Origin of the sequence: Acidovorax sp. 22279 (genome assembly GCF_052045435.1) — a bacterium.
GTDB classification, from domain to species: domain Bacteria; phylum Pseudomonadota; class Gammaproteobacteria; order Burkholderiales; family Burkholderiaceae_C; genus Acidovorax; species Acidovorax delafieldii.
In genome coordinates, this window is record NZ_JBQEOV010000019.1 from 19974 (window position 1) to 43347 (window position 23374).

The 23374-nt window shown below is 63.2% G+C and carries 22 protein-coding genes and 1 tRNA gene; 12 read left to right on the top strand and 11 right to left on the bottom strand.

From position 1 onward, the window contains the following. Positions 1 to 220: 220 nt before the first annotated feature. From ACTJKQ_RS21025 to ACTJKQ_RS21050, 6 genes are all read right to left on the bottom strand, one after another. Entirely contained in the window at positions 221 to 916 is a 696-nt protein-coding gene (locus ACTJKQ_RS21025; RefSeq protein ID WP_056063513.1) for an ABC transporter ATP-binding protein, read from the bottom strand. Position 917: 1 nt separating this feature from the next. Continuing rightward, positions 918 to 1703, bottom strand: coding sequence for an ABC transporter ATP-binding protein (locus ACTJKQ_RS21030; protein WP_015014388.1), 786 nt, complete (start codon positions 1701 to 1703; stop codon positions 918 to 920). Between the two features lie 2 nt (positions 1704 to 1705). Next, positions 1706 to 3028, bottom strand: coding sequence for a branched-chain amino acid ABC transporter permease (locus ACTJKQ_RS21035; protein WP_056746259.1), 1323 nt, complete (start codon positions 3026 to 3028; stop codon positions 1706 to 1708). Between the two features lie 4 nt (positions 3029 to 3032). Continuing rightward, on the bottom strand, positions 3033 to 3986 hold the full coding sequence (locus ACTJKQ_RS21040) for a branched-chain amino acid ABC transporter permease (RefSeq protein ID WP_056063520.1): 954 nt from the start codon (positions 3984 to 3986) through the stop codon (positions 3033 to 3035). A gap of 83 nt (positions 3987 to 4069) precedes the next feature. Further along, a complete protein-coding gene (locus tag ACTJKQ_RS21045) occupies positions 4070 to 5302 on the bottom strand; it encodes a branched-chain amino acid ABC transporter substrate-binding protein (RefSeq protein WP_108499645.1) in 1233 nt (410 codons plus the stop codon). A gap of 187 nt (positions 5303 to 5489) precedes the next feature. After that, entirely contained in the window at positions 5490 to 7133 is a 1644-nt protein-coding gene (locus ACTJKQ_RS21050; RefSeq protein WP_146871968.1) for a 3-(methylthio)propionyl-CoA ligase, read from the bottom strand. A 288-nt stretch (positions 7134 to 7421) separates the two neighbouring features. Here ACTJKQ_RS21050 and ACTJKQ_RS21055 point away from each other — a divergent pair, with 288 nt between their 5' ends. Beyond that, entirely contained in the window at positions 7422 to 8108 is a 687-nt protein-coding gene (locus tag ACTJKQ_RS21055) for a Crp/Fnr family transcriptional regulator (protein ID WP_440597966.1), read from the top strand. A 46-nt stretch (positions 8109 to 8154) separates the two neighbouring features. Here the strand turns inward: ACTJKQ_RS21055 and ACTJKQ_RS21060 are convergent, their stop codons facing one another. Beyond that, on the bottom strand, positions 8155 to 9888 hold the full coding sequence (locus ACTJKQ_RS21060; protein WP_440597967.1) for a carboxylesterase/lipase family protein: 1734 nt from the start codon (positions 9886 to 9888) through the stop codon (positions 8155 to 8157). Between the two features lie 185 nt (positions 9889 to 10073). Here ACTJKQ_RS21060 and ACTJKQ_RS21065 point away from each other — a divergent pair, with 185 nt between their 5' ends. The 6 genes from ACTJKQ_RS21065 (at position 10074) to ACTJKQ_RS21090 (ending at position 14804) form a co-directional block, all read left to right on the top strand. Further along, positions 10074 to 11141 carry an AraC family transcriptional regulator gene (locus ACTJKQ_RS21065; protein ID WP_056746266.1) on the top strand — a complete coding sequence of 356 codons (1068 nt, stop codon included), beginning with the start codon at positions 10074 to 10076 and terminating at the stop codon, positions 11139 to 11141. A 79-nt stretch (positions 11142 to 11220) separates the two neighbouring features. Next, positions 11221 to 12702, top strand: a complete 1482-nt coding sequence (locus ACTJKQ_RS21070; RefSeq protein WP_440597968.1) for a protein adenylyltransferase SelO — start codon at positions 11221 to 11223, stop codon at positions 12700 to 12702. Then, a complete protein-coding gene (gene msrB / locus ACTJKQ_RS21075; protein WP_440597969.1) occupies positions 12699 to 13112 on the top strand; it encodes a peptide-methionine (R)-S-oxide reductase MsrB in 414 nt (137 codons plus the stop codon). Before ACTJKQ_RS21070 ends, msrB begins: the two co-directional genes overlap by 4 nt. 24 nt (positions 13113 to 13136) lie before the next feature. Further along, a complete protein-coding gene (locus ACTJKQ_RS21080) occupies positions 13137 to 13676 on the top strand; it encodes a septation protein A (protein WP_056063543.1) in 540 nt (179 codons plus the stop codon). A gap of 15 nt (positions 13677 to 13691) precedes the next feature. Continuing rightward, positions 13692 to 13952: a BolA family protein gene (locus ACTJKQ_RS21085; protein ID WP_056746271.1), complete on the top strand. Its 261-nt coding sequence runs from the start codon at positions 13692 to 13694 to the stop codon at positions 13950 to 13952. Positions 13953 to 14018: 66 nt separating this feature from the next. Beyond that, positions 14019 to 14804 (top strand): peptidylprolyl isomerase, encoded by a 786-nt coding sequence (locus ACTJKQ_RS21090; protein ID WP_056063551.1) that lies wholly within the window; start codon positions 14019 to 14021, stop codon positions 14802 to 14804. 102 nt (positions 14805 to 14906) lie between these two features. Here ACTJKQ_RS21090 and ACTJKQ_RS21095 read toward each other — a convergent pair whose 3' ends face one another. From ACTJKQ_RS21095 to ACTJKQ_RS21110, 4 genes are all read right to left on the bottom strand, one after another. Then, positions 14907 to 15722, bottom strand: a complete 816-nt coding sequence (locus ACTJKQ_RS21095; RefSeq protein ID WP_440597970.1) for a DUF1624 domain-containing protein — start codon at positions 15720 to 15722, stop codon at positions 14907 to 14909. A 235-nt stretch (positions 15723 to 15957) separates the two neighbouring features. Further along, positions 15958 to 16034 (bottom strand) — tRNA-Pro (locus tag ACTJKQ_RS21100). A gap of 189 nt (positions 16035 to 16223) precedes the next feature. Continuing rightward, a complete protein-coding gene (gene infA, locus ACTJKQ_RS21105) occupies positions 16224 to 16475 on the bottom strand; it encodes a translation initiation factor IF-1 (protein WP_015014402.1) in 252 nt (83 codons plus the stop codon). 302 nt (positions 16476 to 16777) lie between these two features. Next, on the bottom strand, positions 16778 to 17950 hold the full coding sequence (locus ACTJKQ_RS21110) for an HPP family protein (RefSeq protein ID WP_260667344.1): 1173 nt from the start codon (positions 17948 to 17950) through the stop codon (positions 16778 to 16780). Positions 17951 to 18498: 548 nt separating this feature from the next. On the opposite strand from ACTJKQ_RS21110, the gene ACTJKQ_RS21115 reads away from it, so the two are divergent. The 5 genes from ACTJKQ_RS21115 to ACTJKQ_RS21135 all read left to right on the top strand — a co-directional run bounded on the left by ACTJKQ_RS21115 (position 18499) and on the right by ACTJKQ_RS21135 (position 23322). Beyond that, positions 18499 to 19686, top strand: a complete 1188-nt coding sequence (locus ACTJKQ_RS21115; RefSeq protein ID WP_015014404.1) for an ABC transporter substrate-binding protein — start codon at positions 18499 to 18501, stop codon at positions 19684 to 19686. A 210-nt stretch (positions 19687 to 19896) separates the two neighbouring features. Further along, positions 19897 to 20760, top strand: coding sequence for a branched-chain amino acid ABC transporter permease (locus ACTJKQ_RS21120; protein WP_440597971.1), 864 nt, complete (start codon positions 19897 to 19899; stop codon positions 20758 to 20760). Between the two features lie 82 nt (positions 20761 to 20842). Beyond that, positions 20843 to 21841: a branched-chain amino acid ABC transporter permease gene (locus ACTJKQ_RS21125; RefSeq protein ID WP_056063564.1), complete on the top strand. Its 999-nt coding sequence runs from the start codon at positions 20843 to 20845 to the stop codon at positions 21839 to 21841. Then, the gene (locus ACTJKQ_RS21130; protein ID WP_440597972.1) at positions 21834 to 22607 is read left to right on the top strand and encodes an ABC transporter ATP-binding protein; all 774 of its coding nucleotides are present in this window, start codon (positions 21834 to 21836) and stop codon (positions 22605 to 22607) included. The genes ACTJKQ_RS21125 and ACTJKQ_RS21130 overlap by 8 nt, the downstream gene beginning before the upstream one ends. Before the next feature lies 1 nt (position 22608). Next, positions 22609 to 23322 carry an ABC transporter ATP-binding protein gene (locus ACTJKQ_RS21135; RefSeq protein ID WP_056746282.1) on the top strand — a complete coding sequence of 238 codons (714 nt, stop codon included), beginning with the start codon at positions 22609 to 22611 and terminating at the stop codon, positions 23320 to 23322. Positions 23323 to 23374 lie beyond the last annotated feature (52 nt).

The window sequence follows — 23374 nt, forward strand, 5'->3', positions numbered from 1 at the left end:
ATTCCCTGAAGAGCACACTCCGACAGGCAAAAAAAGAGGCACCACCGAAGACAGGGCACCTCTGCAGATCGACATGGGAGCAGCTTCTCAGGCTTCACCATGACCTCAGTCGGTGAAACTGGCGCGCCGCAGACAAGCGCCTCCGCGCAAGGGCCGCCCCGCCGCGCTGGGGGCGTCCCCCCAATGGGGGGAAGGCGCCGCCAGGCGACTCAGGGGGGCTTCACACCTCAAGCCATTCCTTGCGGATGTAGTTGTCGGCCCGCAGGCTGTCTGGTGTGCCCTGGAACACGATGGAGCCATGCCCCATAACCAGTGCGCGGTCTGAGATCTTCATGGCAATGGTCAGCTTCTGCTCGATCAACAGCACCGAGATGCCGCGCGACTTGATGGTCTGCAGGTACTGGCCCACCAGCTCGACGATCTTGGGTGCCAGACCCTCGGTGGGCTCGTCGATGATGATGAGGTCCGGGTCACCCATGAGCGTGCGGCACAGGGTCAACATCTGCTGCTCGCCGCCCGACATCACGCCCGCCTCGGTGTGCTGGCGCTCCTTGAGTCGGGGGAACATCTCGTACATATCGTCAAACGACCAGCGGCTGTTCTTGCCACTGCCCTTTTGGCCGAGCATCAGGTTCTGGTGCACGGTGAGGTTGGGGAACACATCGCGGCTTTCGGGCACATAACCCACCCCCAGGTGGGCGATCTCGTAGGCCTTCCTGCCATTGAGGTCCTGCCCCTTCCAGTTGAGTGTGCCCTCCCAGTCCACCAGACCCATGATGGCCTTGGCGGTGGTGGAGCGGCCCGAACCGTTGCGCCCCAGCAGGGCCACGATTTCACCGGGTTGCACATCAAAGGTCACGCCATGCAGCACATGGCTCTTGCCGTAATAGGCGTGGAGATTTTCGATTTTCAGCATGTCAGTGTCCCGCCCCTTGCTCGTCCGCAACGACCGAGCCCAGATAGGCCTCTTGCACGCGCTGGTTGGCGCGCACCTTGTCGGGCGTGTCAAAGGCAATCACCTCGCCATACACCACCACAGCGATCTTGTCGGCCAGGCCGAACACCACGCCCATGTCGTGCTCCACCGTCAACAGCGTGCGGCCTTCGGTCACTTCCTTGATGAGGTGGATGAAGCGTGAGGTCTCGGTCTTGCTCATGCCGGCCGTCGGTTCGTCCAGCAGGATCACATTGGCACCGCCCGCGATGGTGATGCCAATCTCCAGCGCGCGCTGCTCAGCGTAGGTCAGGTTCATCGCCAGCGTGTCGCGCTTCTTGTCGAGCTTGATCATCTCCATGAGCTGCTTGGCGCGCTCGTTGGCATCGTGCAGGTTCGACAGGAAGCGCAGGAACGTGTACTTGTAGCCCATGCTCCACAGCACGCCGCACCGCAGGTTTTCGAACACCGACAGCTTGGGAAAGATGTTGGTGATCTGGAAGCTGCGCGAGAGCCCGCGCCGGTTGATCTCGTACGGTGCCATGCCGTTGATGCGCTGGCCATTCAGGATCACATCGCCGCTGGTGGGCGCAAAGCGCCCGCTGATCAGATTGAACAGCGTGGACTTGCCCGCGCCGTTGGGGCCGATGATGGCCACGCGCTCACCGGGCGCGACGGCCAAGTTGGCGCCGCGGATGATCTCGGTCTTGCCAAAACTCTTGCGCAGGTCGCGCAGTTCGAGCGCATAGGTTGCGTTGTCAGCCGCCATGGTTACAAAGCCTCCCCGCGCTTGATTTCATGTTCTATTTCTTCCTGGATCCTGCTCCACTGGCGCACAAATTGGCGGCGGCAGAGTTCAAACAGGGCAAAGCCCGTCACCATCACAAACACCGCGCCAAACCAGCTGGTAAAGCCCTTGGCGTTGAGCGTGGCGCCGAGGAAGGTCAACTCTGGCCCCAGTGCGGCATTGAGCTGCAGGTGGTAGGTCATCTCGATCATGCAGGCCGCGCCCATCACACCCACCAGGGCAGTACCGCCCAGCGCAAGGTAAGAGGTCCACAGCTGGCGGAGCTTGCCGAACTTGGCCAGGCGCAGGTTCATCATGATCAGGCTGGCCACGCCACCGGGCGCATACATCACCATGAACAGGAACACCAGGCCCAGATACAGCAGCCAGGCCTTGGACAGCTCGGACAGCAGCACAGACGCCAGCACCAGCAGCACGGCACCAATGATGGGGCCGAAGAAGAACGTGGCCCCGCCCAGGAAGGTGAACAGCAGGTAGCCACCCGAGCGCACCACGTTCAGGCTGTCAGCACCCGTCACGATCTCGAAGTTGATGGTGGCCAGACCACCACCAATGCCGGCAAAGAAGCCCGCAATGATGAAGGCGAAGTAGCGCACCCGCTGCGTGTTGTAGCCAATGAACTCCACACGCTCGGGGTTGTCGCGCACTGCGTTCAGGATGCGGCCCAGCGGTGTGCCAGTGAAGGCAAACATCGCCGCAGTGCACACGAAGCAGTACACGGCAATCAGGTAGTACACCTGAATGGCAGGACCGAAGGTGATGCCGAAGAACGACTGGCCATACACGCGGTCGGTGGTGATGCCGCCTTCGCCCCCGAAGAACTCGGGGAACATCAGCGCCATCGAAGCCACCAGCTCGCCAATGCCCAGCGTGATCATGGCGAATGTGGTGCCCGACTTCTTGGTAGTGACGAAGCCCAGCAAGATGGCAAAGAACGCCCCCGCCAGCCCGCCCACGATGGGGATCAGCACCAGCGGAATGCTGAAGCTGCCTTTGCTTGCCATGTTCATGGCGTGGATGGCTATGAACGAACCAAGACCGGTGTACACGGCATGGCCGAAGCTCAGCATGCCGCCCTGCCCCAACAACATGTTGTAGGACAGGCAGATGATGATGAGGTAGCCGATCTGCGAGAGCATAGTCAGCGCCAGGCTGCTGCGAAACAGCATGGGCGCCACGATCAGTGCTGCGGCAAACAGCGTCCAGATCACAAAGCGCCCGACGTTCCAGGGCTTGAACCGGTAGTGCGACGTGGCACTGGAGACAGGATGAGTGGTTGAATTCATGGCATCAGTCCTCCCGCGTGCCCAAAAGGCCCTTGGGGCGGAAGATCAGGATCAGCACAAGGAACAGGTACGGCAGGATGGGCGCCACCTGGGAAATCGTGAGCTTGAGCAAGGGATAGCCAAAGGTCTGGTCGGTCACCGCCACACCCACGGCCTTGAAGACGTGGATCAGCGAGTAGTCCAGCGCCACGGCAAAGGTCTGCACCACGCCGATCAGCAGCGAGGCAATGAAGGCCCCTGCCAGCGAACCCATGCCGCCCACCACCACCACCACGAAGATGATGGAGCCCACAGACGCCGCCATCGCAGGCTCGGTCACATAGGTGTTGCCACCGATCACGCCCGCCAGGCCCGCCAGCGCGGCACCGCCACCAAACACCAGCATGAAGACACGCGGCACGTTGTGGCCCAGCGCTTCCACCATTTCTGGGTACTTCAGAGCCGCCTGGATCACCAGCCCGATGCGGGTGCGTGTGAGCAGCAGCCACACCGACAGCAGCATCAGCAGCGCCACCAGCATCACAAACGAACGCGACTTGGGAAACTGCGTGCCGTACAGCGAGAACAGCGGGCCCTGCAATTGCTCTGGCAGGCCGTAAGGCACCGTGGAGCGACCCCAGACCAGCTGCACGACTTCCAAAATCAGGTACGACAGCCCGAACGTGACCAGCAGCTCGGGCACATGGCCAAACTTGTGCACCCGGCGCAGGGCGTAGCGCTCGAACGCAGCCCCCAGCACAAACACCACAAGCGGTGCCAGCACCAGCGCAGGCCAAAAGCCCACCACCCCGGAGATGGTGAACGCGAAATAGGCACCCAGCATGTAGAAGCTGGTGTGTGCGAAGTTGAGCACGCCCATCATGCTGAAGATCAGCGTGAGGCCGGAACTCAGCATGAACAGCAGGAGCCCGTAGCTCACGCCGTTCAGCAAAGAGATCACGAAAAACTCAGGATTCATTGGAATTTTTCATCACGGAGGGAAAAAAAAGGCCCGAGTACGTCGGGCCTCGAAGTTCTGGCGCCGAAACGCCAGCGCCGGATTTAGGGGCGCTTCATCTGGCACGACGTGGGCGTGCTGGCCACGTAGGGCTCGTAGTACTTCAGCGGCACGAAGGTGTAGCCGGTGTTTTCCGAGTCGATGGGGTACTTGCCGCCGGCCTTTTCCCACTTGGAAATGAACAGACCCTGCTGCAACTGGTGGTCGGTCTTGCGCATCTCGACTTCCCCGTTGAAGCTCTTGAACTTCATGCCTTCAAACGCTGCGGCCACCTTGACGGGGTCGGTGGACTTGGCTTTCACGAAACCTTCGGACAGCATGGTGAAGGCGTGGTACACGGCGCCGGTGTACATGTCGTCGTTGAACTTCTTCTTGTAGTCCACAACGATCTGGTTCAGCGGGCCAGGCAGGTTCATGTGGGCGTAAGCCACCATGTAAACGCGGCCTGCAGCGGCAGAGCCCATGGCAGTGGGGCTGCCGGTGACAGAGCCGTAGTAGGTGTAGAAGTTGACGTTGTTCAGGCCCGCGTCGTTGGCGGCCTTGATCAGCAGTGCCAGGTCAGAACCCCAGTTGCCGGTGATCACGCTGTCAGCGCCCGACGCCTTGATCTTGGCGATGTAGGGCGAGAAGTCGCGCACCTGGGCCAGGGGGTGCAGGTCGTCACCCACAAACTGCACGTCGGGGCGCTTGCGCTGCATCATCTCCTTGGCGAACTTGGAGACCTGGTGGCCGTGCGAGTAGTTCTGGTTGATCAGGTAGACCTTCTTGACCTCTGGCAGGTCCTTCATGTAGGTCGTCAGCGCTTCCATCTTCATGGAGGTGTCTGCATCCAGACGGAAGTGCCAGTAGCTGCACTTGCTGTTGGTGAGGTCTGGGTCCACGGCAGCGTAGTTCAGGAACAGGACTTCCTTGCCGGGATTGCGTGCGTTGTGCTTTTCGAGCGCGTCCATGATGGCCAGTGCGGGACCAGAGCCGTTGCCCTGCACCACGTAGCGCGCACCCTGGTCCATGGCCGAGCGCAGGGCGCTGGTGGTTTCCTGCGGGCTGAGTTTGTTGTCGATGCCGATGATTTCAAATTTGACGCCGGCAGGGTTCTTCTTGTTGAACTCTTCAGCGATGAACTGGAAGCTCTTGAGCTGGTTCGTTCCCACGGCCGCCATCAGGCCAGACAGGGGGTCGAGCCAGGCGATTTTGACCGTCTCGCCCTTTTGAGCGAAGGCCCCGCCAGCGCTTGCCAAGATTACCGAGGCTGCTACAGCCTTAATAGCGAACTTCATGCTTTTGTCTCCTTGTAAATCGACACAACGCAGCGTACCGCGTTGCAACAAAGCGATGCTCAGGGATTGCCCCTACCAGCGTCGCACACGTGACTGGCGCTGCGCTCCCCCGAGCGCGCACCAGCCTGGGGCAGTGCAAAAAATGGCGCTCGCAAGCGATGCGCACACATGCATTGCCCCACCTTGATCACAGGCCGGGAAGCTTGTAATCCTTGAGCTGCTCACGCAGCTTGGTCTTGAGCATCTTGCCGGTGGCACCGAGCGGAATGGCATCGACAAACACCACGTCGTCAGGGATCTGCCACTTGGCCGTCTTGCCTTCGTAGAAGGCCAGCAGCGCTTCGCGCGTCACCTCTGCGCCAGGCCGCTTGACCACGGCCACGATGGGGCGCTCGTCCCACTTGGGATGAGGCATACCCACACACGCTGCCATGGCAATGGCTGGGTGGGCCATCGCAATGTTCTCGATGTCGATGGAGCTGATCCATTCGCCACCGGACTTGATCACGTCCTTGCTGCGGTCGGTGATCTGCATGAAGCCGTCGGCGTCGATGGTGGCCACGTCACCGGTGGGGAACCAGCCCCTGCCCTGCGCGTCGCGCACCAGCGGGTCACCGCCCTCGCCCTTGAAGTAGCTGCCCACGATCCAGGGGCCCTTGACCAGCAGGTCGCCATAGGTCTTACCGTCCCAGGGCAGCTCGTTGCCGTCGCCACCCACGATCTTCATGTCCACGCCATAGATCGCACGGCCCTGCTTTTGCAGGATCTTCATCTGCTCGTCCTTGGACATGACGAGGTGTTTGTTCTTGAGCGTGCACAGCGTTCCCAGCGGGCTCATCTCGGTCATGCCCCAGGCGTGCAGCACCTCCACACCGTAGTCTTCCTTGAAGGCGTGGATCATGGCGGGCGGGCAAGCCGATCCGCCGATCACCGTGCGGCGCAGTGTGGAGAACTTGAGGCCCGCAGGCTTCATGTGGCCCAGCATCATCTGCCACACGGTGGGCACGCCCGCCGCGTAGCTGACCTTCTCCGCTTCGATCAATTCGTAGATCGACTTGCCATCCATCGCCGGGCCGGGGAACACCAGCTTGCAGCCAGTGAGCGCGGCCGAGTACGGAATGCCCCAGGCATTGACGTGGAACATGGGCACCACGGGCAGCACCGAGTCGCGGGCCGAGAGGCACATGACATCAGGCAGCGCCGCAGCATAGGCGTGCAGCGTGGTGGAGCGGTGGCTGTACAGCGCGGCCTTGGGGTTGCCTGTGGTGCCGCTGGTGTAGCACATGCTCGATGCAGAGTTCTCATCGAACTCAGGCCATGCGTAGTCCGAAGACTGCGCACCAATCCAGGCTTCGTAGCTGGTCAGGCCGGGGATGCCGGTGTCGGCCGGCAGCTTGTCGGCGTCGCACAGGGCGACCCATTTCTTGACGGTGGGGCATTTGGTGTGCACCGCCTGCACCAGGGGCAGGAAGGTGGTGTCAAAGCACATCACCTGGTCTTCTGCGTGGTTGATGATCCAGGCGATCTGGTCGGGGTGCAGGCGTGGATTGACGGTGTGCAGCACGCGGCCCGATCCGCTCACGCCGAAATACATCTCCATGTGGCGATAGCCGTTCCAGGCCAGCGTGGCCACCCGGTCGCTGAACTGGAGCTTCAGGTCATCCAGCGCGTTGGCCAGGCGGCGGGCACGTGCGGCGAGGTCGCGGTACGTGTAGCGATGGATGTCCCCCTCCACCCGTCGGGACACGATTTCGGCGTCGCCGTGGTGGCGCTCTGCGAATTCGATCAGCGACGAAATCAGCAACGGTTGACTCTGCATCAAGCCCAGCATGAATACTCCTTGGATGTTGTAGTGAATGGAACGGTCATCGTAGCGCGCGTATCGGCGTCCGGGTGTCGCCCGCGTCGTGCCCCCGCACGCCGCTGGGATGAACCCACACACGCCGCACCACCGCACTGGCATGGCATCGGCGGCGGCATGGTTGCGCGGTCGCTGGCCTCCGTGAACCGCAGCGGAGTGTGCGCCCGGCGGGCATGGCTGCCAACACTTGTCGCCCCACTGACAAAGGGCAAGGGAATACCCTGAACCGCCGGCACCGCTGCAGCGACAATCGGGCCCATGCTTTGCGCTGCCCCTTCTGCCCAACGATTCATTGCCGCCCAGCCTTGGTTCGCGAGCCTGCCTGCTGCCATGCAGGAGCGGCTGCGCGAAGAGGTGTTTGCCGAGCAGGCCGACAAGGGCGCGGTGATGATGCCCGCCGGCAGCGCCGTGCGGGGCTGGCATGCCGTGCTGTCGGGTCTGGTGATGCTGCAGAGCCCCACCAGCAAGGGCCGGTCGTCCGCTTTCATCGGCGTGCCTGACGGTGAATGGTTTGGCGAGGGCTCGGCCATGAAGCCCGAGCCCCGCCGGTACCACGTGGTGGCACTGCGCCACACCACCCTGCTGTGCCTGCCCCTGCCGCTGTTTGCCACGCTGCGCGAGACCAGCCTGGCGTTCAACCAGTTCCTGGTGCTGCATCTGAACATGCGGCTGGGCCAGGCCATGACCATCATCGAAGCCGGTCGCACCCAGTCCACCGAGCACCGCGTGGCGCTGTACCTCAGCCGCCTGTTCTGGCGCAGCACCCGGCGGCTCAACCTCACGCAGGAAGAGCTGGGCCAGCTGGTCGGCCTGTCGCGGCAGACCGTGAACAAGGTGCTGCAGTCGCTGGAGGGCATGGGCATTGTGTCGCTGGACTTCGGGCGCGTGGCCATCGTGGACGACGAGGCGCTGAACGCATACCTCGCCGCCACGGCCGCGCACTGACCCCGCGCATTCGGCCGAGGTCTGTTCGACATCTGCAGCACGAGGGTCATTGCACGCTCAGGCGCACCGCCTTCTGGTCTGCATCAAAGATGAACTTGCGGGGCCACGGCTGCCAGGTCTGGCCCAGCGTGGCGTTGTTGGGATCGCCGGTGTGCACAAAGGCGCGCAGGCCGTCCATCATGGCCCGCGACAGGGCCAGGCGCCCCGGCTGGTTGGCGGTGCTGTTGGTCGCCTTCGCAAACACCGAGGGACCGAAGTTGCCAAACACAAAGGGCAGGTCGAACGCATGGGCCGCGCCGTACACATCGTTCCACGGTGCGGGCTGCTGGGCCCAGTTGAACTGGTAGTTCCACACATTGCTCTGCTGGCTGCGCAGGGCGTTCAGCAGGTTGTCGCGGCTGGCTCCAATGAACACATTGCCCAGCAGCTGGGTGCGTGCGTTGTAGCCCGTGCCCGGGGCTGTCACCGGCAGGTAGGACGCATCCAGAATGTCCGCCGCAGTGAGGGTGGTGGGGGCATCAGGGTCGAAGCGCTGCATCATCGCAAAGCGCTCTGCATCGCCGATCTTCATGCCGGGCTTGCCGCCCAGCAGCACCAGGAACGGGGCAAACAGCTTGCCCTCCTCGGCCGTGTAGCCGGACAACACAGGCACTTTCTGATAGCGGCCCGCAGAAATCTCCGTGATCGGATCGGCCGGAACCACCACACCGTCCGGGATCGGGCCAGAACCTGTCAGCCCCTTTGCCAGCACCGTCTGCAAGACGACCCGCGCATCCTTGCCACGCAGGTAGTTGGCCACCTGCGCGGGGGGCCAGCTGGCCACCAGGGTCTGGGCTTCGGGCAGGCCAGGTGCCAGGCCATCGGCCACGGCCAGATGCGCCAGCAACTGGCTGGCCTGTGTGGCGTAGCGGGAGACCGGGTTGAGCGTGGGGATGGACCCGGCGGGCAGGTTCGACGCCAAGGAGATCCCGCCGCTGATCGGTACCAATTTGTGGAAGAGCCCGGTGGCCTGCGGTGCGGTCAGCAGCGCCAAGGCGTTGATGGCCCCCGCCGACTGCCCCATCAACGTGACGTTGCTCGCATTGCCGCCAAACCGGGCGATGTTGCCCTGGACGAACCGCAGCGCCTGCACGACGTCCAGCAGCGCGTAGTTGCCGGTATAGGTGCTGCCGCCTGCGCTGCTTCCATTGCCGTTGTTGCCGGCATGCAGGGCGGGCAACTGCAGATACCCCAGCACATCCAGCCGGTAGTTGGCTGTGACCACGATGGCATTGGCCGACTTGGCCAGCGCGGCGCCGTCGTACACCGGGTCGGCGGTGTAGCCCGAGATGGCACTGCCACCGTGGATAAAGACCAGCACTGGCAGGTTGTCCTGCGCGGTGGCCGGACGCCAGATGTTGAGGGTCAGGCAGTCTTCGCTGCCCAGCGGGGTGTTCAGCGTCTGGCCAATCGTGTCGTCAAAGCGGTTGTTGGCGCCCGGGCCGTAAATGCGGCCCATCTGCAGGCACGCACTACCAAACCGGGTGGCGCTGCGCTCGCCCGTCCAGGCGGCGGGCTCTGCAGGCGGCTGCCAGCGCAGGGCACCCACGGGGGGTTGTGCGTAGGGAACGCCCTTCCAGGCATAGGTGCCGCTGGTGGTGCTGTCATCCGTGCCGCGCACCATGCCATAGCGGGTTTCGCGCAGTTCGGGCGGCGTACCGCCAGAACCACCACACGCCGTGGTCATCACAACGGCGAGACAGGCTGCGCCCCAGCGCAGGCTCTTTGCAAAATAGGCCATGTTGTTTGTCTCCTTCGGGGTTTTCAGGAATGGGGCGGGCCTGCAGAACGCATCACACTCGCGCCTGGGACCGACCTCGGCGCCGATTGTGGAAACGCCCGGCCCACAACCCACTATCGCAACCACACCAAAACAGTGACTTCAGAACACCACCCGCGCGTAAACCCTGAGACAGGGGCTTGCCCATGAACCCACTGCCGCAGCGCACCAGCTCTGCCGCCTGGGTGCGCGGCATTGCGGAGCTGTTTGCAGCCGAAGGTCTGCCGGTGCAAGCCCTGTGCGCGCAGGCCGACATCGACCTGGAGAGCCTGCAACACCCCCACACCCGCGTGGATGTGGACCGCGTCAGCCGCTTGTGGGAGGCTGCAGCCCAGCACTACGATCGCCCGGGGCTGGGCCTGGACCGCCAGCTGGCCGCGCGCTACGGTAAGCTGGACCTGGTCGGTCACGCACTGGCCTCGGGGCCCAACCTTCTCGAAGGCTTCAGGCACCTGGACCGGCACATGGCGCTGATCTCCGACGCCACCACGTTCTCGATGGAGCGAGACCCACGCGGTTACTGGATGGTGCTCAACCACATCGGCGCCTCGCGCCCCATACCGCGACAGCGGGTGGAGTTTGCGGTGCTGACCCTGCTGACGCTGTGCGATTGGCTCACCCGGCGCGACCTCACGCCCCTGGCCGTGGAGCTGGTCACCCCAGCGCCGGCCGACGACACGCGGCATCGCGCGGCATTCGGCGTGCCCCCCCGCTTTGGCCAGCCGGTGAACCGCTTTCTGATGGCCGAAGCTGACCTGCTGCAACCCATTCCCACCCACAACCCGAGCCTGTGGGCGCTGCACGAACAACTGGTGGAGGCCGAGCTGGGACAACTGGGCCCGTTGGGCCAGTCGCTGGTCAGCGCCAAGGTGCGCACCGAGATATCGCGCATGCTGCACCTCGGTGAACCCCGGCGCGAGGACGTGGCTGCGCGCCTGCACCTCACCGATCGCACCTTGCAGCGCCGGCTGCAGGCAGAGTCGGTGAGTTTTCAGCAACTTCTGGACGACACCCGCAGCGAGCTGGCACGCCAATACCTGGCCGACCCGCGCCGCAGCCTGGCCGAGGTGGCGGACCAGCTGGGTTTCAGCGACCAGAGCAACCTGTTTCGGGCCTGCAAGCGCTGGTTTGGCATGCCCCCAGGCCAATACCGCCAGCAGCTGCTGCAGCCTGCGTCAGGCCCGGCCTGCCTGACGGCGGCAGCGTTGTTGTAGCGGTCGCGGTGCAGGCTATCCCCGCCCTGCCATGGCCCTGTGGGCGCCGGGGCATCCGGCCTGCGAGACAATCCAGCCCATGACCCTGACTGCCGACAGCGACGCCCACACCGACCTCGGCCTCGCCTGGGACCACCGCTTTGCCGCGCTGGGCACCGACTTTTTCACCGAACTGCGCCCCACCCCTCTGCCCACGCCCCATTGGGTAGGCACCAGCCCCGCCGTGGCGCAACTGCTCGGGCTGGATGAAGCCGCGTTGCGCAGCGATGAGGCCCTGCAGGCCTTCACCGGCAACCGCCTGCTGGCAGGCTCGCGCCCCCTGGCCAGCGTGTACAGCGGACACCAGTTTGGCGTCTGGGCCGGTCAGCTGGGCGATGGGCGCGCCATCTTGCTCGGGGAGACGGCTACGGGGTGGGAAGTCCAGCTCAAGGGTGCAGGCCGCACGCCCTACTCTCGCATGGGCGATGGCCGTGCGGTATTGCGCTCCAGCATCCGCGAGTTTTTGTGCAGCGAAGCCATGCACGGCCTGGGTGTGCCGACATCGCGCGCGCTGTGCATCACCGGCTCTCCCGCGCACGTCCGCCGCGAAGAAATCGAGACCGCTGCCGTCGTCACCCGCGTGGCACGCAGCTTTGTGCGTTTTGGTCATTTCGAGCACTTTGCTGCCAACGGCCAGGAGGCCGCGCTGCAAACGCTGGCCGACTACGTCATCGACCGCTACTACCCCGAATGCCGGGGCAGCACCGACCTGGCATGCAACCCGTACGCAGCCCTGCTGCAGGCCGTGAGCGAGCGCACCGCACGCCTCATGGCGCAGTGGCAGGCGGTCGGCTTTTGCCATGGGGTGATGAACACCGACAATATGAGCATCCTGGGCCTGACGATTGACTACGGGCCGTTCCAGTTTCTCGACGCGTTTGTGCCCGGCCACGTGTGCAACCACAGCGACTCGCAAGGCCGTTACGCCTACAACCGCCAGCCCAATGTGGCGTACTGGAACCTGTTTTGCCTGGCGCAGGCGCTGCTGCCCCTGATCGGCGACCAGGAACTGGCCAAGCAGGCCCTGGAGTCTTACAAGACGGTTTTCCCCGAGGCCTTCATGGCCCGCATGCGCGGCAAGCTGGGGCTGCAGGAGGCCAGCGACGGCGATGGCGCGCTCATCGACGGCATCTTGCTGCTGCTGGCCCAGAACCGGGTGGACTACCCCATCTTCTGGCGCCGCCTGTCGCAGGCCGTGGGCGCCCAAGACATGGAGCCCGTGCGCGACCTGTTTGCGGACCGTGCTGGCCTGGACCAATGGATGCTACTATATTCAGAGCACTCAAGGCATATGGATGTAGCGCATCAAGCCGATTTGATGCTCAAAACCAATCCCAAGTTCGTGCTGCGCAACCACCTGGGCGAACAGGCCATTCGTGCGGCGAAACTTGGCGACTTCGGTGAACTCCAAACCCTGCAGCGGCTGCTGGAGCGCCCGTTTGACGAGCACCCGGGGCATGACGCCTACGCCGCCTTCCCGCCCGACTGGGCGTCTTCCATCGAGATCAGCTGTTCATCATGACCCATCCCATCCAGAAGACTGACGCCGAATGGCAAGCCGTGCTGCGCGAAAAAGGTGCAGAACCCGTGGCCTTCCAGGTCACGCGCCATGCCGCCACCGAGCGCCCCTTCACCGGCAAGTACGAAGCCCACTGGGCCGACGGCAGCTACCACTGCGTCTGCTGCGGCGCCAAGCTGTTTGAATCGGTCACCAAGTTTGACGCGGGCTGCGGCTGGCCCAGCTTTTCCGAAGCCATCCCCGGCGCCATCACCGAAATCGTGGACCGCAGCCATGGCATGGTCCGCACCGAAACGGTGTGTGCACAATGCGGGGCGCACCTGGGCCATGTGTTTGAAGATGGCCCAGCGCCCACCGGGTTGCGGTATTGCATGAACTCGGCCTCGCTGGACTTCGAGTCCGGCGACCGCTGAAGCCCGGGACTCCTTGCTGACTCCATGAAAATTCTGATCGACTTTTTCCCCATCCTGCTGTTCTTCGGGGCCTACAAGTTCTACGGCATCTACGTAGGCACCGCCGTGCTCATGGCGGCCACGGCCTTGCAGATGGCCATCATCTACGCCATCGACCGGCGCCTGCAGACCATGCATAAGGTCACCCTGGTGCTGATCCTGCTGTTTGGCACGCTCACGCTGGTCCTGCAGGACGACCGGTTCATCAAATGGAAACCCACAGTGCTCTATGGCGCTATGTCGGTGGCCCTGGCGGTGGCGCTCTGGGCGCTCAAAAAGAATTTCCTCAAGATGCTGCTGGGCAGCCAGCTGGACTTGCCCGACGCCGTCTGGCAGCGGCTGAACGTGGCCTGGATCATCTACTGCGCCTTCATGTCCGCCATCAACGCGTACGTGGTGATGAACTTCAGCACCGAAGCCTGGGTGGACTTCAAGCTGTGGGGCTATGCGTTTCCGCTGGTCTTCCTGGTGGCGCAGGGTATCTACATTGCGCCCCACCTCAAGGGCGACGAGCCCACCACCTGAACGAGTGTGAAGCCCATGAACTCCATCGCAGACCAGATGCACCAGACACTGGCCGACCGCCTCACCCCCAGCCACCTGGAGGTGCTGGACGAAAGCGCCGCCCACGCAGGCCATGCGGGCGCCAACGGCACGGGATTCGGCACCCATTTTCGGGTGCGAATTTCGTCACCTTTCTTTACAGGACGCTCCCGCGTGGCCCAACACCGCCTTGTGTATGATGCGCTGCAAGAATTTATTGACCAAGGCGTTCACGCCCTCGCCATTGAAGTTCTCTGAGCCGGCCTCAAGTCAACATCTGCCGGATTTCAGTCGGCAAACAACCCCTCATTTTTTGGATTCCGCATGAAGAAACAGCTCCTGTCCGGCCTCGTTGCCGCTGCCGTGCTGGGCACGTTGGCCCTGCCCGTTTCCGCCCAGAATGTCGCCATTGTTAACGGCAAGGCAGTTCCCAAGGAGCGCGTCGAAGCGCTCAAGCAGCAGGTCGAACGCTCGGGCCGCCCCGTGACGCCCGACATCGAAGGCCAGATCAAGGAAGAAGTCATTGCCCGTGAAATCTTCATGCAGGAAGCTCAAAAGCGCGGCCTGGAAACCTCGGCAGACTACAAGGCCCAGCTGGACCTGGCACGCCAGGCCATCCTGATTCGCGAACTGTTCGCCGACTTCCAGAAGACGAACCCCGTCACCGACGCTGAAATCCAGGCCGAATACGACAAGTTCGTGGCAGCCAACAGCGGCAAGGAATACAAGGCCCGCCACATCCTGGTGGAAAAGGAAGCCGACGCCAAGGCCATCATCGCGTCCATCAAGAAGGGCGCCAAGTTTGAAGACATCGCCAAGAAGCAATCCAAGGACCCAGGCTCCGGCGCAAAGGGCGGCGACCTCGACTGGGCCAACCCATCGAGCTACGTGAGCGAGTTCACCGAAGCGCTGGTCAAGCTCGAAAAGGGCAAGATGACAGAGACGCCCGTGAAGAGCCAGTTTGGCTGGCACATCATCCGCCTGGACGATGTGCGCCAGGCAGAGCTGCCCAAGCTCGAAGAAGTCAAGCCCCAAGTGGCGCAGCAACTGCAGCAGCAAAAGCTGGCCAAGTTCCAGGAAGACCTGCGCGCCAAGGCCAAGGTGGAATAAGCCACTCGGCCCCGCAGCCGTCATGGCTATAAAAAAACGCGACCTCGGTCGCGTTTTTTTATGGCTCGGCCTGTTTAGCAAGACCCGACAGATCGACGAGGCTCAGGTCCGCCCCATCAGCCACACCACAGCCATCAGCAGGCCGATCATCACCGGTTGGTGGAGCATGTAATAGCTCAGGCTCCATCGCCCCAGCGTTGCCAGAGGCCGCACCACCACGGGTAGCCGCCATTGCAACAAGCCCCTGCGCGCGCGCATGGCCCATTGACCTGCAGCAAGCCCCCACCAGAGCACACCCAACCAAGGCAACACGGGCACATAGTCTTCCGTGAACGGTTTGCGGGACACCAGCCCCAGCCAATTCAGGGCTCGCCCATTGAACCAGGGTGCGGCATCGGCCCATACCCCCGCCAGAAGCTGCTGCGCAGCCCACGGCAAGGCCACGGCCACCAGTCCGGCCAGCCACAGCCAGCGCCCCCACCCTGCCGTAGAGCGCGCGATGAGCAACATCACCGCCATGCCATGCAGCACACCGAAATAGATGAAGCTGGCCGGAAACATCACAAACGACCCCGCGGACACCAGCAGCGCACACCCGGCGATCTGCACCCAGCGGCGCCCAAACCGGTGCCAGCCCTGTCCCTGATGCAACGCAATGGCCTGGCCCAGTCCCGCGCAAAACAGGAAAAGACTCACGATGAAGGTGCGCTGCGTGGTCCAGAACGGATCCACACGAAAGTTCTGTGCCCACAAGCCGAAGTGGCTCAGATCAAAACAGAAGTGGAACACCGTCATCCACACCATGGCGACTCCCCTCAGAGCATCGACCGCGTCGTATCGCTGCACTGCAGGCTGGGTAAGCGCTTCGGACTGGGGTAACGGTGTGGCAGCGGCTTTAGAGAGCACAGAGAAGGTCATGGAGATACCAGCAAGCACCGTGCGCGGTAAACGGCAGGGGCGGTGCGAATGGGAGCCAACCGGCGATGGCCACAATGGTACGTAGATTCCGCGAGCCTGCTGGAAGCGAAGGCGGTGAATAGCCCATTTCCGCTCGCCACCGAGACCCCGATCGCCCGATCGCCTCTGCGTTGAAAGGCACCAGGCGGGGCAAGAAAAAAGGCCTTGCAGCATTTGCTGCAAGGCCTTCAAACATTGGTCGGAGCGGCGGGATTCGAACTCGCGACCCTCTGCTCCCAAAGCAGATGCGCTACCAGGCTGCGCTACGCTCCGACAGCTCGTATTCTAACCCGCCAATTCCCCTGTTTTTGGCTCATCGCCTGCTTTTTTGACTTTTTTTAGAAAGTAGCAGGGCGAAGAGTTCGCAGGAGGGAGCGGTCGCGCGAACGCGACGTGGCAAGAGACGAACCAGAAAAAAACTATAAAACCGCCTCGGTCTGCCACGGACCGAAAACGGAAAGATCAGCGGCTGGAGGAAGGGCCAGGACCGCGACCGGCGAGGTGGCGGAACGTGATGCGGCCCTTGGTCAGGTCGTAAGGCGACATCTCCAGGGACACTTTGTCACCAGCCAGGATACGGATGTGGTGCTTGCGCATCTTGCCGCCGGTGTAGGCAATCAGTTGGTGGCCGTTGTCCAGCGTGACGCGAAATCGCGAGTCGGGCAAGACTTCCGTGACGGAGCCCTGCATTTCAATGAGTTCTTCTTTGGCCATGTGTTTCTCTATGTCTTCAAAGCAAATGTTCTGTGGTCGGCGCCTGCGCGGTTTTATTGCATTCACCACGGCAGCTGCAGCGTTGTCGAAACTCGACACACGGTGCATGGCGGGCGGTGGGAGTCGCTGCACCCAGGGCGCAGATCAGGCAGAGGGCCGGGAGACGGCTTCAATGAACAGGCGTCAGCGCTGTGCAAAGCCTGTCAATTGTACCGCGACAAGCCGTGTTTTGCCTATGGGACACCCGGTCTGCCCTGTGGTGCGGGCGCAGCGCTCGCAGCCAGAACCTCGAAAACCATCCGCTATCGGCCTTGCACCGCCGAGGCCAGGGTGCGCACGAGGTCGGTCTGGGTGATGATGCCAACGAGGTGATCTACATCATCCACGATGGGAATGTGATGGTGTCCGCCCTGCGAAAAGAGCGGCACGAGGTCCATCGCATGCTGGGCCGAGCGCGCCACCTGGACAGGGTGGGACATGATCTCGCCCACTGCCTGGGGTTGCCCACCACGCCCCATGACCAGTGTGCGCAACCGCTGCCCAAGCCCTTCATGGGTGTCCAGGTTGGCTAGCCGCATGAAGTCGGCCACCGTCACGATACCGATCACCTGGCGCTGCGCATCCACCACCGGCAGCGCCTTGATTTGCTGCAAACGCATCAGGGCCCACGCCTCCTTCAGCGACACGCCGGCCTCCACAGCGTGAGGCGGACTGGACATGATGTCCGCGCAGCGCAACTCTCCCAGGGTTCTCTGGAAAGCTGCGCGGCCCGCCAGGTGCAACAACCCCTCTAAATCCGCCCGGCTCACATCGAGCACCTGGTTGTAATGGGCCAGCGCCGCATCGACATCCGACGCAGTGAAAGCGCCCTGACTCGTTGCCACCCGCGGCGTGACACGCTGAGGATGTGGGTAGCGACGGCCTGTCAAACCGTTGTAGACCACGGCGGCGATCAACAGGAGTACGACGTTGAACAACACCGGGAATGCCGCAAGGTGCCACCCATCGCCAGAGGTCAACACCACGTACAACGCCATGGCCCCACCCGGAGGATGCAGACAACGCAATGGCACCATGAGCGCGATGGCCAGCCCCACTGCCACCGCCCCTGCCAGGGCCTTGTCCGGAATCAACGCAGAGCAGACCGCCCCCACCAGCGCCGACAAGGTGCTGCCACCCAACACAGGCCAGGGCTGCGCCAGCGGGCTGGAGGGCATGCCAAACACCAGTACGGCACTGGCGCCCAGAGAAGCCACCATCCACGGTCCAGTGCCATTCCCCTGGGCCCACCAGCGGCTGAGCCATGCCGTGAGCAGCACACCGATCACCGCGCCCACCACAAAGCGCAGGCGCTCTTTTCCATCAATACCCAGCGGGGCGGGCCAGAAATGCCGCAGCCATTCGGCTAGGCGCGCCGCCAATGGCGGCCGGGACGGTGCAGAAGGAGAAAGGTCGGAGGGAGAAGAAGGAGGCATACAGAATTAAAAATGCGGATGCAACCGCAAGCTGCATCAACTCAGCGCAGACTGGATGGTGGCGGGCGCCGTGCAGTCAACACTGCTATCACCCCGGCAAGACGTCCTGCCATGTACGACGGGTCCGATGATCAGTCCGCGATTGTGCAGGCAGGGCCATGCGGCAGGAGCGCGAGAGGTCATCGGTCCGTTGGAACACCTCCGGGCACCGGTCGGCGCCGCTACCGCCTCCCTGCTGGAAACTACCTAGAACGCAGGCTCAAATCGGCCACCCGAATCCAAAAAACACGATCTATACTGCACAAAAATTCTACACATGCATTTTAATTCATGTTTCAAAGTTACCCTTTGGCTGCAGTAGCCATCAATGTTCGCAGCCATGTCGCGCGGATCCGGCGGGCCTCAAGCAGCGAAGACAAAGAAGGCATGGAAGCCACGCCCCATGCACTCGGAACCCCACGCCAGCACCGGTACGGGTAACCCATAGGTATTCACCACCGAACGCTTGCAGTAAATTACTTTAAGCCTAAACAAAGGAGACAAGCCCCATGACCACCCGCCGCCTCGTCATCAGCCGCAGTGCCGCCCTCGTTGGCGCAGCATCCACGGGCCTGCTGCTGCCCTCCATCGTGCGTGCTCAAAGCGGCAAGGTGCGCGTGGGGTTCATGTTGCCCTACACCGGCACCTTTGCTCAACTGGGTGTGGCCATCGAAAACGGCGTGCGCCTGGCCATCGACCAGCAGGGAGGCAAGCTCGGCGGCCGCGAGATCGAATGGTTCAAGGTCGATGACGAGTCCGAGCCCAGCAAGGGCGTGGAAAACGCCAGCAAGCTGGTCCAGCGCGACAAGGTCGATGTGCTGATTGGCACCGTGCACTCGGGCGTGCAGATGGGCATCCAGAAGGTGGCGCGCGACACCGGTGTGCTCAACCTCATCCCCAACGCGGGCGTGCACGCCGCCACCCGCGCGCTGTGCGCGCCCAATGTATTCCGCACTTCGTTCAGCAACTCCCAGCCCACGCTGGCACTGGGCAAGGCCATGGTCGAAAAGGGCCACAAAAAGGCCGTGTGGATCACCTGGAAGTACGCTGCTGGTGACGAGGCGTTTGAGGGCTTCAAGGAAAGCTACACCAAGGCCGGCGGCACCATCGTCAAGGAGCTGGGTCTGCCCTTCCCCAACGTCGAATTCCAGGCGCTTCTGACCGAGATCGCGGCCCTCAAGCCTGATGCCGTGGCCTGCTTCTTCGCCGGTGGCGGCGCGGCCAAGTTCATCAAGGACTATGCGGCGGCCGGCCTCAAGGACAAGATTCCGCTGTACGGCTCGGGCTTCCTTACCGAGGGCGTGCTGGACGCTGCCGGCCCCGCAGCCGACGGCATCATCACCACCATGCACTACAGCGATTCGCTGGACACGCCGCGCAACAAGCAGTTCCGCTTGGAATACGCCAAGGCCTTTCGCAGCCAGCCCGACGTGTATGCCGTGCAAGGCTACGACACCGGCCTGCTGCTGGTGCAGGGCGCCAACGCGGTCAAGGGCGACCTTTCTGCCAAACCGGCCGTCATCAAGGCGATGGAAAGCGCAGTCATCGACAGCCCACGCGGCAAGTGGACGATGAGCAAGTCGCACAACCCCGTGCAGGACATCTACCTGCGCCGCGTCGAGAACAAGGAAAACAAGGTGATCGGCGTAGCCGCCAAGGCGCTGGCCGACAGCGGCGCCGGTTGCAGGATGGGATAACCCCCCCTGAGGCGCGCGCGCCTACCCCCGTTCTCGCAGCGCTGCGCGCAGCGGGCAGGGGGACGCAGCCCTCGCTGCGGGGCAGCCCTTGCTCGGCTGCCCTCCATGGGGCCGCGCCAGTTACCAACTCCACGGGTACATCGCCCGCACAAGGCCCTTTTCACCAGTGGCTGCCAGCCACCTCGGCAGGCCGCCAACATCACCACATTCATGGACTTCGCCACCTTCCTGATCCAGCTGCTCAACAGCGTTCAATACGGCCTGCTGCTGTTCATGTTGGCGGCCGGGCTCACGCTGATCTTCGGGATCATGGGCGTGGTGAACCTGGCGCACGGCAGCTTTTACATGCTGGGTGCTTACCTCGCGTATTCACTCTCTGGGCATTTCGGCAGCCTGGCGTTGGCCATTGTGGGTGGCGCGCTGCTGTCGGTGGTCTTTGGGCTGGCGCTTGAATGGCTGCTCTTTCGCCACTTCTACCACCGCGACCACCTGGACCAGGTATTGCTGACCTTCGGGCTGATCTACATCTTTGAAGAACTGCGCTCCATCCTGTGGGGCGACGATGTGCACGGCGTACCCATCCCCAAGGTACTGGACTGGTCGATTCCGCTCACCGACACCCTCTCCTACCCGGTCTACCGGCTGTTCATCTCGGGGGTGTGCATCGCACTGGCGGTGGCGCTGTACCTGCTGATCTCCAAGACGCGTTTGGGCATGAAGATCCGCGCGGGCGCCTTCAACCACGACATGGCCGAGTCGCTGGGCGTGAACATCAAGCTCATCCATGCCATCGTCTTCGCGCTGGGTGTAGGCCTGGCGGCCGTCGCGGGCATGGTGGCTGCACCGGTATCCAGCGTGTACCCGAACATGGGCTCGTCGGTCCTCATCATGTGCTTTGTGGTGGTGGTGATTGGTGGCATAGGCTCAGTGCGAGGAGCACTGATTGCGGCACTGCTGGTGGGCCTGGTCGATACGTTTGGCAAGGTGCTGCTGCCGCAGGCAGCGGGCATGCTGGTCTATATGCTGATGGCGGCCGTGCTGCTGTGGAAACCCGAAGGCCTGTTTAAGCAATGATTACCCCCACGCTCATCACTTCGTGTATCTCGCTGCCCCCCCAGGGGGCCTTCGCTGCCTTGGGGCGGCCCGGCGGCCGCTCATGAGCACCCCGCGCGCCAATATCGAAGTGCTGCCGCGCAGCGTGCAGTTCGCCCTGGCACTGGGGCTGGCTGCGTTGCTGCTGTTCCCTGTGGTGGGCAGCGACTTTTACGTACAGATGGTCACCCGCATGATGATCATGGCCATCTTTGCCATGAGCCTGGATCTGCTGCAGGGCGTGACCGGACTGGTATCACTGGGCCATGCTGCGTACTTTGGCGTGGCGGGCTACGCCCTGGCCTTTCTCACCCCTGCAGACATGCCGGTCAGCCTGTGGTGGTCGCTGCCGCTGGCCGTGGCTGTGTCCGGCCTGGTGGCACTGGTAATCGGGTTCTTTGTGGTGCGCACCCACGGCATCTACTTCATCATGGTCACCATGGCTTTTGCGCAGATGGTCTTCTACCTGTTCTTCGACAACAAGGTGCTGGGGGGATCGGACGGGCTGTACATCAACTTCCGGCCCGATGCGTCGCTCTTCGGCTGGCTGCCGTTCGATCTGGAGGGACGCAAGACCTTCTACTACTTCACGCTGGCGCTGGTAGTGCTGGTGTACGTGCTGCTGCGTCGCCTGCTGTGGAGCCCGCTGGGCCGCGCGCTGGCGGGCATCCGCATCAACGAGCACCGCATGCGCGCCATGGGCTTTGGCACACGGGGCTACAAACTCACCGCCTTCACCATCGCTGGGGCGCTGGCAGGCCTGGCGGGTTACCTGTGGGGCGCGCAGACCGGCTATGTGAATCCTGAGCTCATGGGATTTCACATGAGCGCGCATGCCATCATGATGGTCATTCTGGGCGGCATGGGCAACTTTGCAGGCGCCATCGTGGGTGCGTTTGCCTTCGAGTACCTGCTGCACGTGTTCAAGGACATCAGCAAACACTGGCAGCTTCTGATGGGAGGCTTCATCGTGCTGGTGGTGGTGGCCGCGCCGCGCGGGCTGCTGGGCATGTTTGCGCAGCGGAGCGCAGCCAAGGCTTCGGAGGGATCGCACCATGGCTGAAGTCCTGTTGTCTGCACAGAAGGTCACCAAACGCTTCGGCGGCCTGGCTGCCGTCAATGGTGTCTCGGTAGACCTTTGGCGGGGCAAGATCCATGCGGTGATCGGTCCCAATGGCGCTGGCAAGTCCACCCTGACCAACCTGCTCTCGGGCGACCTGCCCCCCACCTCGGGCCAGGTGCTGCTGGGCGGCACCAATGTGACCGGCTGGGCGCCCGAACGCATTTCGCGCCAGGGCCTGGGCCGCAGCTACCAGAAGACCAACATCTTCCTGCCGCTCACCGTGCACGAAAACGTGCGCCTGGCGGCTCAATCGCGCGATGCGCAGCAGCCCTGGAACCCGTTGCGCTGGTGCCAGGACACCCGCTCGGACACTATCAAAAACAGAGCAACCAGCGCACGTCTTGAAAGCGCTATCGAGCTGTCTGGTCTCAAAGACCGGCGCATGGCCATTGCGGGTGCCATGAGCCACGGCGAGCAGCGCCAGCTGGAAATTGCGATGACCCTGGCCACCGAGCCGCAGGTGCTGCTGCTCGACGAGCCCCTGGCCGGCATGGGCGTGGCCGAGGCCGAACGCATGGTGGAGCTGCTGCAACGACTCAAGCCTGCCCACGCCATGATGCTGGTCGAGCACGACATGGATGCCGTGTTTGCGCTGGCCGACCGCCTGACGGTGATGGTCAACGGCGAGGTGATTGCGCATGGCACACCGCCCGAGGTGCGCGCCGATGCCACTGTGCAGGCCGCCTACCTGGGGGAGGACCACTGAGATGACCACTCCATGGATCGATGCCAAGGGCATCCACACCTTCTACGGCAGCAGCCACATCCTGCACGGCATTGATTTCACCGTGGGCCGGGGCGAGACCATCGGCCTCATGGGCCGCAACGGCATGGGCAAGAGCACCCTGCTCAAGTCGCTGATGGGCCTGGTCAAGCCTCGCTCGGGCAGCGTGGCCGTGGCCGGCCGCGACATGACCGGCAAGCCGCCCTACGAAGTGGCCCGGCTGGGCATTGCCTACGTGCCCGAGGGCCGGGGCATCTTCGGCAACCTGAGCGTGGTCGAGAACCTGCAGATGGCCGCCCGCGCCGGCACACGTGGGCAGCGCGACTGGACCTACGAGCGCGTGCTGGAGACCTTTCCGCGCCTGAAGGAGCGCCTGGGCCACGGCGGCCAGCAGCTCAGCGGTGGCGAACAGCAGATGCTCACCATCGGCCGCGCGCTGATGACCAACCCCGACGTGCTCATCCTCGATGAAGCCACCGAGGGCCTGGCGCCGCTGATTGCGCGAGAGATCTGGCGCATCTGCAGCCTCATCAAGGACAGCGGCATCAGCAGCGTGATCGTGGACAAGAACTGGAAGCACGTCACGCAGATCACCGACCGCAACATCATCCTGGTCAAGGGCCAGGTGGTGTTTGACGGCAGCTCGGATGCACTGCATGCGCAGCCCCTGCTGCTGGAGCAGTACCTCGGGGTTTGAGCGCACCGGCTACAGCCAGCCCGGGATAAAGCGGGAGCTCGGTGGCCGCGTA